The organism is Actinoplanes couchii, from assembly GCF_016862075.1.
Taxonomy (GTDB): domain Bacteria; phylum Actinomycetota; class Actinomycetes; order Mycobacteriales; family Micromonosporaceae; genus Actinoplanes; species Actinoplanes couchii.
In genome coordinates this window covers 100,974-115,405 of the sequence record NZ_BOMG01000082.1, presented here as the reverse complement: position 1 = coordinate 115,405, position 14,432 = coordinate 100,974, and the positions used below count along the sequence as shown (strand labels likewise).

The following is a 14,432-nucleotide window of genomic DNA, read 5'->3' as shown; positions in this document are numbered from 1 at the left end:
CCGGCAAAAGGCTAGCCGGCCAGCAGTTTCAGCATCTGCTGGACCTGGTCGGTGCGGGACTGCTTAACCCGCTCCGCGAAGGACTTGGTCAGGTCGTTGGCGCCCTTGTCGAGTTCGAGTTGGGCGAACTCGACCGCGTTGTGCTGATGGGCCAGGAAGAGGTTCAGGAAGGCGGTCTCGAACTGGGCCTTCTTGATGGTCTTCAGCGAGTCGATCTCCTCGTCGCCGGTGCTGGGCATGCCGCCGTGGTCAGCGTGCAGGCTGACCCGCTCGTCGAGGACTGTCGGCTTGTTCCACTCGTCGAGCCAGCCCTTCATCAGCTTGATCTCGTCGGCCTGGGTGACCTGCACGGCCTCGGCCAGGTCGACGACCTCCGGCCGGGCGCTCCGGTCCGCGGCGATCTTGGCCATCTGCTGGCCCTGTTCCAGGTTGTCGATCAGCATCTGCAGGAACATCACGTCGGTGTCGTTGTACGTGGCGCCGACGGTGATCTCGGAGACGCTCTTCACGGCCGGGGCCGAGGAGGAGGCAGACGGTTTGACATCGGTGCCGCACGCCCCGAGAAGGAGCGGGATGAAAAGTGCGAAAGCTACCCGGCGCTTCACAGCGGCAGCCAGAGGGCGAGCGTCCAGATTCCGGGCTCCCAGCTGCGGATCGAGGTGTGCGCCTGCCGGACCTGGTAGGTCACGCCCTCGTAGGTCACCTTGTCACCGACCTTGTAGGCGACACCCGGAGCCCAGGCACCCTCGGCGCCCTGAACCGGGGCCGGCGCCTGGGTGGTGGGCGCGGTGGTCGCGGGCGCCGTGGTGGGCGCTGTGGTCGGCGGAGTGGTGGGGGCCTTGGTGGGCGGCGTCGTGGGGGTGGAAGCACCGCCACCGCCACCGCCGACGTTCACGTCCACGCAGTTGTAGAAGGCCATCGGGGTGTCACCGATGTTCCAGACCGCCAGCACCGTCTTCTTGCCGGAGAACCGGCTCAGGTCGACGGTGTGCGACACCGAGGCCTCGGGGATGGCGTTCTTGTCGTCGAACGTGGCGACCGACGTACCGTCCACGAAGTACTCCCACGTGGCGGTGCGGTGCCGGGCGGTCAGCACCCAGTTGAACGTCACCGACTTGCCGACCGTGGTGGCCGGCCAGTTCCTGGACTCGTCGTTCAAGACTCCGAAGGCCGCGCCGCCACCATTGCATTCCTTGGATCCCTTCGGGGCCTCGACGCTCTGCGGCTCGAACTGGATCCCGCCGCAGTCCCCGACGGTGCCGGCGGCGCAGAGGGCCTGTCGGCTCGGCGGCGAGGACACGTAGCCGTGCGCCATGGCCGGCGACGCCGCGACCGCGAGGCTCGACGCGACCATCCCCAGGGTTGCCAGCGGGTAGGCGATCGTTCTGCGCATGTCGGCGTTCCTTCCGTTCTGGCTGGTTACGAGCCGGAACATTAGGAGCGACTGCCATAACGGAGCCTTAACGGCACCGGAAAAGGCTCATAAAGCCAGTACGAACCCGATCCGCGCGCCGCCCAGCGGGGACCGCTCGATGATCAGCTTGCCGTGCAGGGTCTCCGCCGCCCGGCGCACGATGTCCAGGCCCAGCCCGGTCGAGCCGGCCCCGCTGAAGCCGCGCTGGACGGCGGTCTCCGGGTCGGGGATGCCGGGGCCGGCGTCGTCGACGAGCAGGCCGGTGGACGAGACCAGCACCCGGAACGCGGTGCCGTCCGGAGTGTGCGAGAAGACGTTGCCGAGCAGGGCGTCCACCACCAGGATCACCTCGCCGGCCGGCATCGGGAGCATCACCGGCTCGTAGCCGCCGACCACCTCCCAGGGCCGTTCCTGGTCCTCGGCGAGCACCGACCAGAACGCGAGCCGGTCGGCCAGCACCTCGACCAGGTCGCACTGCTGGGAACCGCGGGTCTCGATGCTGCCCAGCCGGGCGCCGGTGATGATCGCCTCCAGCTCCTCGTCGAGCAGGTCGCAGGCTTGGCGCATCCGTTCCGCGATCGGGCCGGGTGGCATCGCCTCGACGTCCAGGCGGAGACCGGTGAGCGGCGTACGCAAGCGGTGCGAGAGGTCGGCGGCCAGTTCCCGCTCGCGGTCCAGCAACCGGCGCAGGTCGTCGGCCATGCCGTTGAAGGCGCTCGCGGCGTCGCGCAGTTCACGCGGGCCGACCGGGGTGATCCGCTCGTTCAGCTCACCACCGCCGAGGCGGCGGCTGGCGGCCGCGAGCTGGCGGGTGGCCCGGACCAGCTGGCCGCCGAGCCGGTCGGCGAACAGGGTCGAGCCGCCGACCAGGACGATCGCGAGGCCACCGAGGGCGAGCCAGGCCACCACCACGCCGCGCCTGGTGTCCTCGTCCGGGACGAAGACCTCGACCACGACGGTACGACCGTCGGTGAGCACCGTGGGCTGCAGGTACGCGACACCGTCGTCGGTGTGCGCGACGGCCGCCCGGCGGTCCTGTGCGGCCCGCCGGACCACGTCACCGGCCAGGTGGGTGGCGCCGATCGGATCGTCGCCAGGCAGGTGCACGGCGAGCCGCCCGACACTGCCGGAGGCGGTGCTGGCCACCGCGTTGGTCAGGGTGAACGGGTCACTGTTGACCCCGAGCACGGTGACCATCGAGGTGGCCTGCTGTCGTGCCTCGGCGATGGCCCGGTCGTAGGCGATCTGCCGGGTCGCCACCGCGAGCGGGACCAGGAAGGCCAGCGCGACCATCGAGGTGATCGCCAGAGCGAGCCGGTTGAGCGCCCATCTCACTGCGGATCGACCATCATGACGCCCACTCCCCGTACGGTGTGCAGGTAACGCGGTTTCGCGGCGGTCTCGCCGAGTTTGCGGCGCAGCCAGGAGATGTGGACGTCGATGGTCTGTTCCTCGCCGATCCGGGCCTGCTGCCACACCTGGTTCATCAGCTCGCGGCGGCTGATCACCTGGCCGACCCGCTCGGCGAGGTAGGCGAGGACGTCGAACTCGCGCCGGGTCAGCTGCAGCGCCTCACCGCGCAACTCCACCCGGCGCTGTCGCGGGCTGATCATCAGCTCGCCGACGGTGATGGCGTTGGGCTGCTGCTCGACCTGGCTGCGGGCCCGGCGCAGCACGGCGGAGATCCGGGCCAGGATGTGACCACCGGAGAAGGGCTTGGTCACGTAGTCGTCGGCGCCGGCCGAGAGCAGGGCGATGATGTCCGCCTCGGAGCGCCGGGCGGTGGCCACGATGACCGGGACGTCGGAGACGGTACGCATCATCCGCAGCGCGTCGGTGCCGTCGATATCGGGCAGCCCGAGGTCGAGGATGACCAGGTCGGGTCGCTCCTGGGTGACGATCTTCAAGGCCAGGGCAGCCTGGCCGACCGGGCGCACGACGTGCCCGGCGTCGGTCAGGGCCCGGGTCAGCGCGGCCGTGATGATGCGGTCGTCCTCGACCAACAGGATCATCGCCATGGCGCCCACCTTAGGCGCAGGTGTAAGGATGGTGTCGTGCGCTCTTCCCGGTGGATGCCGGTCGCGGGCTGGTGTCTGGCCACCGCGACCAGCATCGTGCTGTCCTCGGTGGCGTTGTCGCCGGTGCTGAGCACGGCCCGGGCCGAGTCCGGCGATCTGCCCGATATCGATCAGCTTCCGGCGCCGACGGCGGTGGCCGAGACCGCTTCCGCACCGGCACCGGAGACAGCCGCGCCGTCCCGGAGCAGAACGGCCCGGCCCCGGCCGACGTCCCCCTCACCCAAGGCGGAACCGAGCAGAGTGACACCTACCACTCGCCCGCCGACAACGGTCGAGGACGGCTGGACGGTCACCACCAGTGACGGCGTCAAGACCTATGTGCGGTCGTTCGTGACCGGTGGCGGCACGGCGGTGATCCGGATGACCAGCAAGGGCACCGTGTCGCTGGTCACAGCCACTCCGGCGGACGGTTTCCAGGTGGTCAAACAGGGCTCCGACGTGAACCTGGCGGTCTACTTCAACGCTCCGAACCACAGCTTCATCGTTCACGCACAGTGGCACAACGACGCCCCATTTGTGGAGATCAGCGAAGTCGGCGGCTGACCCCACAAGGGTTTTCCCTGATTCGTGGAAGCTTGTCGATATCTAACGTCTCACCTCAAGTCACCTCGGCGTGACCTGCCGTCCACGGACGGTTGAGGCCCGTCCGCCACCCCCTGCGGACGGGAGAGGAGTAGGCGTGAAATCCCGTACCCCAGTCGTCATCGCACTGTCCGCCGTGACCGCGGCGGCCGGCGCGATGGTCGCGGTCGCCGGACCGGCGACCGCTGCCCCGTCCACCGATCCGTCCGCGGTCGCGGCCCGAGCAGCGGACAGCGCTTCGGCTCTCGTGGCCCAGCGTCCCGCGGTGCTGAAGGCCAGCACCGGCGAGGCGTTCGTCCAGCGCCCGGTGATCACCTCGGACAAGCTGCAGTACGTCCCGTACGAGCGCACGTACAAGGGACTGCCGGTCATCGGTGGTGACTTCGTCGTCGTCACCGACCAGTCCGGTCAGCACCAGTTCACGTCGGTCGCACAGAACCGGTCGATCGGTGAGCTGTCGGTGACCCCGAAGCTCTCCGCGGCCGACTCGGTCCCGTTCGCGCGGGCCGAACTGAAGACGGTGGCGAACGTCGAGGGCACCCGCCTGGTCGTGGTCAACTCCGAGAGCGCGCCGACGCTGGCGTGGGAGTCGACCATCAACGGCACCCGGATCGACGAGCACGGCGAGGAGAACGTCAGCCGTCTCACCGTCGACGTCGACGCCACCACCGGTGCGGTGCTGCGCACCCAGGAGCACGTCACCCACGCGACCGGAACCGGCACCGGCTGGATCGTCGGCTCGGTCAGCCTGGACACCACCCAGTCCGGCACCACCTTCACCCTGCGCGACCCGTCGATGACCACGCTGAGCTGCCAGGACTCGTCGACCAACACGATCTTCAGCGGCTCCGACAACGTGTGGGGCAACGGCGTCGGCACCAGCAAGGAGACCGCCTGCGTGGACGCGCTCTACGCGGCGCAGAAGCAGAAGGCGATGCTGTCCAGCTGGCTCGGCCGGACCGGTTTCACCAGCAGCGGCGGCGCCTGGCCGATCCGGGTGGGCCTGAACCAGGTGAACGCCTACTACGACGGCACCCAGGTGCAGATCGGTAAGAACAACGCCGGTCAGTGGATCTCCGCGCTGGACGTGGTGGGCCACGAGATCGGGCACGGCATCGACGACAACACCCCGGGCGGCATCTCGCGCAGCGGCACCCAGGAGTTCATCGGCGACGTCTTCGGCGCGGCCACCGAGGCCTTCGCGGCCAACCCGAAGGACCCGGCCGACTACCAGGTCGGCGAGGAGATCAACCTGGTCGGCAACGGCCCGATCCGGTACATGTACAACCCGTCGCTGGCCGGTGACTCCAACTGCTACACCAGCAGCACGCCGACCTCCGAGGTGCACGCCGCGGCCGGCCCCGGCAACCACTTCTTCTACCTGCTCGCCGAGGGCACCAGCCCGGCCAACGGCCAGCCGGCCAGCACCCGGTGCAGCGGCACTGCCGCGATCAAGGGTGTCGGCATCCAGAAGGCCACCAAGGTCCTCTACAACGCGATGCTGATGAAGACGTCCAGCTCGTCCTACCTGAAGTACCGCACCTGGACGCTGACCTCGGCCAAGGCCCTGGACAGCACCTGCGCGCTGTTCAACACCACCAAGTCCGCATGGGACGCGGTGAACGTGCCGGCGCAGACCGCCGACCCGACCTGCACCGCCGCGTAACTCGAAACGATCACGGTATGTCCCCGGTCACTGCCCTCGCGGTGACCGGGGACATATGGTTCCCCGCACATGTACGGACAGGAGGCCCTCGGTGACCTATAGCGCTTACGCCCGACCGACCGGGGTCCTCGCCGACGCGTGGGGCCGTTCCGCCGTACGGGACGTGCTGCTGACCGTCGGTGCGGCCGGCGCGGTCGGTCTCGCCGCACAGATCGCCGTCCCGGTCCCCGGGTCGCCGGTTCCGATCACCGGGCAGACGTTCGTGGTCCTGCTCGCCGGCGCCACCCTCGGCGCGGCCCGCGGCTCGGCCGCCATGCTGATCTACCTGGCAGCCGGCGTGCTCGGGGTGCCGTGGTTCGCCGACGGCAGTTCCGGCTGGCCGTCCGCGACCGCCGGTTACCTGGTCGGCTTCGTCATCGCGACCGCCCTCATCGGACAGTTGGCCGCCCTCGGCGGGGATCGCCGCCCGCTCCGCACCGTCGCCCTGATGGCCGGCGGACACGGATTGATCTACCTCGTCGGGGTGCCGTGGCTGGCCTTCGCCACCGGCACCGATCTGACCACCGCACTCACCACCGGACTGGTCCCCTACCTGATCGGCGACGTGCTGAAAGTGCTGCTCGCGGCGGCTCTGCTGCCCGGCGCCTGGATGCTGATCCACCGCCGCCGCTGAATCCACAGGCTGTGCACACAGCCTGTGGATAACTAGAACATGCGTACGAACTCCGGCAGCCCGATCCGGGTGCGCACCCCCGGTGACGAGTGCACCAGCGGCGCTCCCTTCGGGGCGGGTAGCCCGGCCGCGGCGGTCAGGTCCTGGCGCAGGTCCAGGACCTCGGCCCGGTGCAGCGGCCAGGGCGGATGCCACACGTCGACCGCGACCAGACGGCCGTACCGCAGGGTGTAAAGGCGGCTCTGGGTTGTCAGGAAGTGGTCGACGGGGCCGAGTTCGGCCTCCGGGAACTCCTCGCCGGACCGCACCAGCAGGCGGTACCCGGCGCCGCGCGGCTCGGCGAAGCGACTGCCCCGGTACTCGGTCACGTCACCGTTGACGCGTAACGACATGCGGGACCAGCGGTACGGCAGGTTCAGGCCGGCCCGGGCGGTGGCCACCACGGGCAGGCGTGCGGCGTCGAGCGAGAAGAAGAAGATGCCCGCCCTGCCGTCCGGGCCACGGACGTACGTCCGCAGGTTGGTCTCCGGGAATGTCGACAGCCACGGCAGGCCGGGAAGCCAGGGTGGGCGCACCTCGTCCATCAGGAACGGGAGCATGCCCACCCAGACCTGGCCGTCGTCGGTGTCGGGGGTGAGCCCGGCCGGAAGCAGCGGGCTGACCGTGTCGGCCGGATAACGCCAGTGCAGAAACGTCATCCGCCGCCACCACTGGATCATCATGGCGGTGCGGATCTCCACCATCGGGGGTGCCGGCACACCCCGATTCTAGAGGTCCAGACCACCCTCGATCCGCTTCAGCTGGTGCCGGGCCAGAGCGAGATTCGCGCGGTCCTTGTTCAGGGCGATGTACAGGAACAGGCCCTGCCCGGAACGCCCGGTCAGCGGGCGGATCAGGTGGTACTGCGAGTCGAGGGTGATCAGGATGTCCTCGATCTTCTCGTGCAGGCTCAGCATCTCCATCGTGCGCAGCTTCGCCCGTACCACCTCGGTGTTGGCGGCTGCCGCCACCTGCAGGTCGAAGTCCCTGCTCCCGCCCGCGACACCCAGCGCCATTCCGCTGGAACGGTCGACGAGCGCGGCACCGATCGCGCCGTCGATCTGCATCGCGTCCTTGAGGGCTACGTCCATGTCCGGCATCTGATCCTCCACATCGGTCCGGTCTGTCGCAGAGCGTGTACGAGATCTCACCGAACGAGTCGCACACGATGTCCGCCTCGGTGCGGCCCCGGCGTGGGTTCATGGATCGTGCGACAAGGCACTTGAAGATTTCTGCAACTCCGCAACTGCTGAATACGTCAACAGCCGTAACCACATCCGGGTCGCACAGTTGTGAGGAGTGTCGGAGTCCGGGCATGAGGGGACGGGACGTGTCGGTGCCGCTGTACCAGGCGAAAGCGGAGATGTTCCGGACTCTCGGTCACCCGGTCCGGATCCGGGTGCTGGAGCTGCTCCAGGGCGGCCCGCGGCCGGTCCGTGACCTGCTGGCCGAGATCGACGTCGAGGCGTCCAACCTGTCCCAGCAGCTCGCCGTCCTGCGCCGGGCCGGGATAGTCACCTCGTTCCGGGACGGCGCCCTGGTGATGTACGCCCTCAGCACCCCGGACGTCGCTGACCTGCTCGCCGCGGGCCGGCGCATCCTGGGCGCGGTCCTCACCGACCGGGACGGCCTGCTGGTGGAGTTGCGGTCCCAGGCGAAGAGCTAGGACCCAGCTAGTGCGGGTGGTCGGCGCGGCCCGCGTCGGCGATCTCGGTGATGCCCTGTGCGGACAGCTGGACGCGGTACGCCCGGACGTCGTCGATCAGGCCGTCGAAACGGTCCGTCCAGGCGCCGTCCCACCAGGAGCGGGCCACCTGCACCGGACCTGTCGCGTCCCACGCCACGGCGTGTTCCGCGGTGCCCTCGGCGACGCCGTCCACGTAGAGGGTGGCCTCCCGCCGGTCGGCGTCGAAGGTGGCGGCCAGATGGGTCCAGGCGCCGGGTTGCGGGCGGCTCGACGAGGACGGGCCGTCGACCACCGGGGCGCCGCTGTCGGTTCGTGGCAGGGTCAGCCGCCAGGTGTCCGAACCCTTCTCGTACTTGAGGATGAACCCGCTGCTCGTGGTGCCCGGCTGGGAGAGCACCCCGTGGGTGCGGTCGGTGTTCCCCAGCTTCACCCAGGCCATCACGGTGAAGCTCCGGTCGGTGCGGACGGCGGGCGCCGAACCGCTGGCGAAGCCGGAACCGGCGCCGAACCGCATCGCGGCGCCGGTCGTCGACCAGCCCGCCTCGGGGCTCAGCGTCGCCTGGTTGCCGCCGCCGGAATGGTCGCAGACGGTCGGGCCGTCGCCCTCGTCGGCGGGCCACCACAGGGCCGGATCGCTGGCGGCCGGCTCGGGGGTGGGGGTGGGCGGGGCGCAGGCGGCCGGGGACACCGGCACGGACGGCTCGGCGGCCTCCCCGGTGCGGCCCGGGAAGAGCTGCACCACCCCGAACCCGATCGGGACCAGCACCAGCACGGCGGCCAGCGCGGGCAGATGGCGGCCACGGACCGGCGCCTGCTCCGTCTCGACCACCGGCGCGGTCACGGCGACCACCGGCAGTGCCGGGGCGGCGGCGACCTTCGGGGCGAGCGACACCGCGCCGGGTGACCCGAGCAGCCCGCCGGCACCGTGTCGCACCTGGCGCAGCCGGTCGGCGAAGACCGCCATCGACTCGATCGCCGGAACCGGGGTCAGCACCTCGTCGAAGAGCGCGGTCAGCCCGGGCCAGCCCGAGATCAGCAGCTCGTCCTCGTCGCCGCGGCCCGGCCAGGGACCGCCGGTGACCGCCCGGAACAGCAGCGCGGCCAGGTCGGTCACATCGCCGCTCGGGGTCGGCGCGGGGGTGCCCGGCGGGCGGGGCGCGGCGAAGTCGGTGAGCATCGGCACGCCGTCCGCCCGGACCAGCACCGACTCGGCCCGGATCCGGCCGTGCACCATCGCCGGGCGGGTGGTGTGCGACCAGGCCAGCGTGTCGGCCAGCACGATCGTCAGGTCCATCGCCGCGGTGGCCGGGGGCGGGTCGTCGCGCAGGATCTCGCTGAACGGGCGGGCCTCGATCGGGTCCAGCGCCATCCAGGGCCGGCCGGTCGCGGTGATGCCACCGGCCCGGACCGGGACGATCGACGTGTTGCGGCCGAGACCGATGCAGGAGGTGACGTGCGCGGCGAAGGCGGCCTCCTCGGAGCGGCCGCTGAGGAACCGGTGGAAGAGCCTGAGCACCACCCACCGCCCGGCCCGCTCGTCCCAGGCCCGGTAGACACCGGCGTCAGCTCCGGTTCCCGTCCGCTCCAGGCGGGTATAGCCGGCCGGGGTGTCGATCCCCGCCACGTGTCGCCTCCCCCGCAGACCTCAAAGTACGCATCTCACCCGACCGGCCCGGCAACGGCAACAGCCTCCTGGTCAGCAAGATCAACCGAAGGCGCGTTGCGGAACGCGGCCTCATTCTTATCCTGCCGGGCCTCCGGGATGTGCATCCTGTGGGTTAACAATCTTGCCTCCACAGTGGAAGCCAAACCACACCAAAAAGACAAAAGACCCGATTGCTGCGGTACGTGTGGAGCACAGAACTGTCGGTGGGGGTGGATACCATCGCGTCCCGAGCCGCGAGTGGATGGAGCCGCCATGTCCGACACACCGGTCACCGACGACCGGGCGCCCGCCGACGTGGTCACCGCCATGGTCACCGAGGTGCTCGATCTCGCCGCCACCTGGGTCGCGTGGGACGGGGTGCCGATCCCCGCCGACGACCGGGTCTACACGCCGCACAAGGCCGTCCGCCGGGTCACCGACCACCTGATCGACCACCTGGCCGAGGTGGAGGCGCGGCTGGCCGGGGTGCCCACCGTGCCGGACCACTGGCACGCCTCGGCGATCACCACACCCGCCGACCTGGCGGCGTTCACCACCGAGGATCTGGCGGAGGCCCGCAGCCGGCTGAGCCGTCTCGCGCTGATCTTCCGGGTGCGGCTGCGCGGCCTGTCCCCGGCAACGCTCGACGCCCGCGACGGCGACGCGTGGTCGATCCGGCAGGTCGCGTTCCACCTGGAGGAGTCGCTCTACTACGCGCAGGCGGTCGGCCGGCTGCCCTGAAACGGACGAGCCGGCCCGCGGGCGTCGTTGGCCGCGGGCCGGTGGACCCGTCCGGTGCTCAGATGCTCCGGTAACCGGCGATCGTGTCGGCCAGGATCTCCCGGCCGGGGCGCTGCCAGAGCTCCTCGTTCATGACCTCGACCTCGATCGGGCCGGTGTACCCGGCCTTCTCGACGGCGGCGTGGAAGGCGGCCATGTCGACGCAGCCCGCGCCGGGCAGCCCGCGCCCGGTCAGGACACCGGCCGGCAGCGGGGTGTTCCAGTCGGCCAGCTGGTAGATCGCGATCCGGTCGCCGGCCGCCTCGATCTTCGGCAGCACGGTGTCGTCCCACCACAGGTGGTAGGTGTCGACGGTGACGCCGACGTGCGCGGCCGGGTGCTGTTCGGCGATCGCCATCGCCTGGTCCCAGGTGTTGATGACGCAGCGGTCGGCGGCGTACATCGGGTGCAGCGGCTCGATCGCCAGGGTGACCCCGGCGGCGGCCGCGTGCGGGACCAGCTGGGCGATCGCGTCGGCGACGTGGGCCCGGGCGCCGGCGATGTCCTTCGACCCCTCGGGCAGACCACCGGAGACCAGGACCAGCACCGGCGCTCCCAGAGCAGCGGTCTCGTCGATGGCCCGGCGGTTGTCGTCGAACCAGCCGTCGAGCTGGAAGAACCCGCTGCGGCAGAGTGTGGTCACCGACAGGCCGGCGTCCCGGACCAGGGCGGCGGAGCGCTCCAGGCCGTACTCCTGCACCGGTTCCCGCCACAGCGCGACCTTGTCGACACCGGCCTCGGTCAGGCCCGCGACCAGGTCTTCCAGCTCCCAGTGCTTCGCGGTGATCTGGTTGAACGAGAAGCGGCTCATCCGGCGGTCACCTCGAAGAACCGGTTCGCCCGGTGGGCGGCCAGCGCCGGGTCGGGCAGCAGCCCGGCGGCGTCGGCGAGCTCGATCAGCTTCGCGAAGTGCGGCACCGAACGACCGGACTGGATGCCACCGACCATGGTGAAGTGGCTCTGGTGACCGGCCAGCCAGGCGAGGAAGACGATGCCGGTCTTGTAGTAGAAGGTCGGCTTCGCGAAGATGTGCCGGGAGAGCGTGACCGTGGGAGCCAGGATCCGGTCGTACTCGTCCAGGTCACCGCGGTCCAGAGCGGCGAACGCGGCGGCGGCGGCCGGGGCGATCGCCGCGAAGATGCCCAGCAGCGCGTCGGAGTAGCCCTGCTCGTCACCCTTGATCAGCTGCGGGTAGTTGAAGTCGTCACCGGTGTAGAGGCGCACCCCGGCCGGCAGCCGACGACGCAGGTTGATCTCGTGATCGGCGTCCAGCAGCGAGACCTTGATGCCGTCGACCTTGGCCGGGTTGCTGTTGATCAGCTCCAGTACGGTCTCGGTAGCTTTGTCCACGTCGGACGAACCCCAGTAGCCCTCGAGCGCCGGGTCGAAAGCGGTACCCAGCCAGTGCAGCACTACCGGCTTGTCCGACTTTTCCAGCAATGAGCGATAAATGCTGAGGTAGTCGTCAGCGCTCTGAGCGGTGGCGGCGAGATGCCTGCTGCACATCAGGACCGGGGCGGCCCCGGCGGTGAGGACGTCACCGAGCTGTTCCTCGTACGCCGCGAGGAGCTGACCGAGAGTCGTGTCACCCGGAGCCAACTGGTCGGTCGCGACCCCGGCGACGATCTTGCCGCCGACCGCCGCCGCCTCGGCGGCGCTGCGCTTGACCAGCTCCTTGGTCGCCGCGTAGTCGAGGCCCATGCCCCGCTGCGCGGTGTCCATCGCCTCGGCGACCCCGAGACCGTGCGACCACAGATGGTGCCGGAACGCCAGGGTCGACTCCCAGTCGAGGACCGCGGGCGCGCCCGGGGCGTTCTCGGCCCGCGGATCGGCGACCACGTGCGCGGCCGCGTACGCGATCCGGCTGCTCGGCGGCCCGGCCGGCTTGTCCCAGCTCTTCGCGGTGAGCGTCAGCTTCCGCCCGTCGGGCAGGTTGACGGTGCTCATGTCAGGCCCCTTCGATCAGCGAGATCCGCTGACCGGTCTTGGCCGACTCGAGACCGGCCTCGGCCAGCCGCACGCCGCGAGCGCCGGAGGTGAAGTCCCAGTGGAACGCCTCGCCTGCGACGACGTGCTTGAGGAACGCCTCCCACTGGACCTTGAAGCCGTTGTCGAACTCGTCGTTGTCCGGCACCTCGGTCCACTCGTCGCGGAACGACTTGCCGGTCAGCGGCAGGTCCGGGTTCCAGACCGGCTTCGGGGTGCCCGCCCGGTGCTGGAACTTGCAGCCGCGCAGACCGGCGACGGCGCTGCCGTGGGTACCGTCCACCTGGAACTCGACCAGTTCGTCCCGGTTGACCCGGACCACCCAGGAGGAGTTGAGCTGGGCGATGATGCCGCCCTCCAGCTCGAAGATCGCGTAGGCCGCGTCGTCGGCGTCGGCGGTGTAGGTCTCGCCGCGCTCGTCGACCCGCTCGGTGATGTGCGTGGCGGTGGTTGCCTGGACCGTGCGGACGTTGCCGAACAGCTCCTCGAGCACGTAGTTCCAGTGCGGGAACATGTCCATCACGATGCCGCCGCCGTCGGCGAGCCGGTAGTTCCAGCTCGGGCGCTGCGCGTCCTGCCAGTCACCCTCGAACACCCAGTAGCCGAACTCGCCGCGCACCGACAGGATCTGCCCGAAGAAGCCACCGTCGATCAGGCGCTTGAGCTTGCGCAGGCCGGGGAGGAACAGCTTGTCCTGGACGACACCGTTCTTCACCCCCGCGGCGGTGGCCAGCTCGGCCAGCTCCAGAGCCGCGGCAGAGCCCTCGGCGAGCGGCTTCTCGGTGTAGATGTGCTTGCCGGCGGCGATCGCCTGCCGGATCGCCTTCTCGCGCTGCGAGGTGACCTGAGAGTCGAAGTAGATCTCCACGTCCGGGCGGGCCAGAGCCTCGGCCAGGTCGGTGGTCCACTCGGTCAGGCCGTGCTGCTCCGCGATGGCGGCCAGTTTGTCGGGGTCACGGCCGACCAGGATCGGCTCGGGCCAGATCCGGGTGCCGTCGGCGAGCTGGACGCCACCCTGCTCACGAATGGCGAGAAGGGAACGGACCAGGTGCTGCCGGTAACCCATCCGGCCGGTGACGCCGTTGACGACGATGCCGATCGATCTACGCGCTGCCATACGGGATCCCTCCGGAGGTTATTTAGGAAAGCGCTTTCCTGCTGCTGGCAGCGTAGGCGTCTAAATCCCTTCCGACAAGAGCAGGTTAGTGACCGAAGCGCCACCATCGACGCCTTTGAACTGGTCCGGGCACGTCAGCGGCACCCTCCGGATTCTCCTCCGGCTGCGTCGACCAGGTGAGAAAACAGCGTCGGCACAGGTCAGGATCGTTCCAGCGGGCGAACAGGTCCGGAGCCGGCGGTGCGTCCGAGGTGTCCGGCCCACCCGGCCAGGTCGGGAACAAGAGCCCGAGCGGTTCGCCGTCGGTCACCCGGCCGCAGACGGTGGCCGGTCCGGCGTACCGGCAGAGGTGGCCGTTGATCAGGTCGTATTCCTCCTGGAGCCGGTAGCGGTAGTGATCGGAGAGGGGTCCGACGATCCGCTGCCGGTTCGGGCAGTAGAGGGCGTGCCAGGGCTCGCCGTACGGCTCCCGCTCGATCGTGACCAGGATCAGCTCGTCGATCGGGGCGAGCGGCCGCTCCGGGAAATCCGGCAGGCGCTCGCCACACGCCCGGTTGCGGTCGTAGGCGAACTCCATCGACGGGTACAGCGGGGTGCAGACGGCCTCGACCACGGTGCTGTAGTCGGCGTACCGAACAGCGCCGGGGAGACGGATCGTTGCCAGCCAGGTGCCCACCGGCGCCATTCAACATCGGCCACGCAACCACCGTTGTGACGGTGGTCACGGCAACCCTTCCGGCCGGGAACGACCACAACCGGGCACGT

At 69.9% G+C, this 14,432-nt stretch carries 16 protein-coding genes; 5 read left to right on the top strand and 11 right to left on the bottom strand.

Going from position 1 to position 14,432, the window contains the following annotated elements; genetic code table 11:
• Positions 1 to 11: 11 nt before the first annotated feature.
• The 4 genes from Aco03nite_RS33040 to Aco03nite_RS33025 form a co-directional block, all read right to left on the bottom strand.
• Positions 12 to 509 (bottom strand): DUF305 domain-containing protein, encoded by a 498-nt coding sequence (locus Aco03nite_RS33040; RefSeq protein ID WP_239145642.1) that lies wholly within the window; start codon positions 507 to 509, stop codon positions 12 to 14.
• A 92-nt stretch (positions 510 to 601) separates the two neighbouring features.
• Positions 602 to 1,393: a lytic polysaccharide monooxygenase gene (locus Aco03nite_RS33035; protein WP_203801990.1), complete on the bottom strand. Its 792-nt coding sequence runs from the start codon at positions 1,391 to 1,393 to the stop codon at positions 602 to 604.
• A gap of 87 nt (positions 1,394 to 1,480) precedes the next feature.
• Positions 1,481 to 2,749 (bottom strand): ATP-binding protein, encoded by a 1,269-nt coding sequence (locus tag Aco03nite_RS33030; RefSeq protein ID WP_203801985.1) that lies wholly within the window; start codon positions 2,747 to 2,749, stop codon positions 1,481 to 1,483.
• Entirely contained in the window at positions 2,746 to 3,432 is a 687-nt protein-coding gene (locus Aco03nite_RS33025; protein ID WP_203801984.1) for a response regulator transcription factor, read from the bottom strand. The genes Aco03nite_RS33030 and Aco03nite_RS33025 overlap by 4 nt, the downstream gene beginning before the upstream one ends.
• Positions 3,433 to 3,468: 36 nt before the next feature.
• Here Aco03nite_RS33025 and Aco03nite_RS33020 point away from each other — a divergent pair, with 36 nt between their 5' ends.
• From Aco03nite_RS33020 to Aco03nite_RS33010, 3 genes are all read left to right on the top strand, one after another.
• Positions 3,469 to 4,035, top strand: a complete 567-nt coding sequence (locus Aco03nite_RS33020) for a DNA mismatch repair protein MutL (protein WP_203801981.1) — start codon at positions 3,469 to 3,471, stop codon at positions 4,033 to 4,035.
• A gap of 136 nt (positions 4,036 to 4,171) precedes the next feature.
• Positions 4,172 to 5,740: a M4 family metallopeptidase gene (locus Aco03nite_RS33015; RefSeq protein WP_239145641.1), complete on the top strand. Its 1,569-nt coding sequence runs from the start codon at positions 4,172 to 4,174 to the stop codon at positions 5,738 to 5,740.
• 91 nt (positions 5,741 to 5,831) lie between these two features.
• A complete protein-coding gene (locus Aco03nite_RS33010; protein WP_239145640.1) occupies positions 5,832 to 6,413 on the top strand; it encodes a biotin transporter BioY in 582 nt (193 codons plus the stop codon).
• A 32-nt stretch (positions 6,414 to 6,445) separates the two neighbouring features.
• On the opposite strand, the gene Aco03nite_RS33005 is transcribed toward Aco03nite_RS33010, so the two are convergent.
• Positions 6,446 to 7,171 (bottom strand): YqjF family protein, encoded by a 726-nt coding sequence (locus Aco03nite_RS33005; RefSeq protein ID WP_239145639.1) that lies wholly within the window; start codon positions 7,169 to 7,171, stop codon positions 6,446 to 6,448.
• A gap of 9 nt (positions 7,172 to 7,180) precedes the next feature.
• Positions 7,181 to 7,552, bottom strand: coding sequence for a hypothetical protein (locus Aco03nite_RS33000; RefSeq protein WP_203801975.1), 372 nt, complete (start codon positions 7,550 to 7,552; stop codon positions 7,181 to 7,183).
• 230 nt (positions 7,553 to 7,782) lie between these two features.
• Here Aco03nite_RS33000 and Aco03nite_RS32995 point away from each other — a divergent pair, with 230 nt between their 5' ends.
• The gene (locus tag Aco03nite_RS32995; protein WP_203802052.1) at positions 7,783 to 8,118 is read left to right on the top strand and encodes an ArsR/SmtB family transcription factor; all 336 of its coding nucleotides are present in this window, start codon (positions 7,783 to 7,785) and stop codon (positions 8,116 to 8,118) included.
• A 7-nt stretch (positions 8,119 to 8,125) separates the two neighbouring features.
• Here Aco03nite_RS32995 and Aco03nite_RS32990 read toward each other — a convergent pair whose 3' ends face one another.
• Complete coding sequence (locus tag Aco03nite_RS32990) at positions 8,126 to 9,763, bottom strand: LamG-like jellyroll fold domain-containing protein (RefSeq protein WP_203801972.1); 1,638 nt, start codon at positions 9,761 to 9,763, stop codon at positions 8,126 to 8,128.
• 294 nt (positions 9,764 to 10,057) lie between these two features.
• Here Aco03nite_RS32990 and Aco03nite_RS32985 point away from each other — a divergent pair, with 294 nt between their 5' ends.
• The gene (locus Aco03nite_RS32985) at positions 10,058 to 10,525 is read left to right on the top strand and encodes a hypothetical protein (protein ID WP_239145638.1); all 468 of its coding nucleotides are present in this window, start codon (positions 10,058 to 10,060) and stop codon (positions 10,523 to 10,525) included.
• Between the two features lie 58 nt (positions 10,526 to 10,583).
• On the opposite strand, the gene Aco03nite_RS32980 is transcribed toward Aco03nite_RS32985, so the two are convergent.
• From Aco03nite_RS32980 to Aco03nite_RS32965, 4 genes are all read right to left on the bottom strand, one after another.
• Positions 10,584 to 11,375, bottom strand: coding sequence for a sugar phosphate isomerase/epimerase family protein (locus tag Aco03nite_RS32980; RefSeq protein WP_203801969.1), 792 nt, complete (start codon positions 11,373 to 11,375; stop codon positions 10,584 to 10,586).
• Positions 11,372 to 12,511 carry a dihydrodipicolinate synthase family protein gene (locus Aco03nite_RS32975; RefSeq protein ID WP_203801942.1) on the bottom strand — a complete coding sequence of 380 codons (1,140 nt, stop codon included), beginning with the start codon at positions 12,509 to 12,511 and terminating at the stop codon, positions 11,372 to 11,374. Before Aco03nite_RS32975 ends, Aco03nite_RS32980 begins: the two co-directional genes overlap by 4 nt.
• Before the next feature lies 1 nt (position 12,512).
• Positions 12,513 to 13,667, bottom strand: coding sequence for a Gfo/Idh/MocA family protein (locus Aco03nite_RS32970; protein WP_203801939.1), 1,155 nt, complete (start codon positions 13,665 to 13,667; stop codon positions 12,513 to 12,515).
• 85 nt (positions 13,668 to 13,752) lie between these two features.
• Positions 13,753 to 14,343, bottom strand: a complete 591-nt coding sequence (locus Aco03nite_RS32965) for a hypothetical protein (RefSeq protein WP_203801936.1) — start codon at positions 14,341 to 14,343, stop codon at positions 13,753 to 13,755.
• Positions 14,344 to 14,432 lie beyond the last annotated feature (89 nt).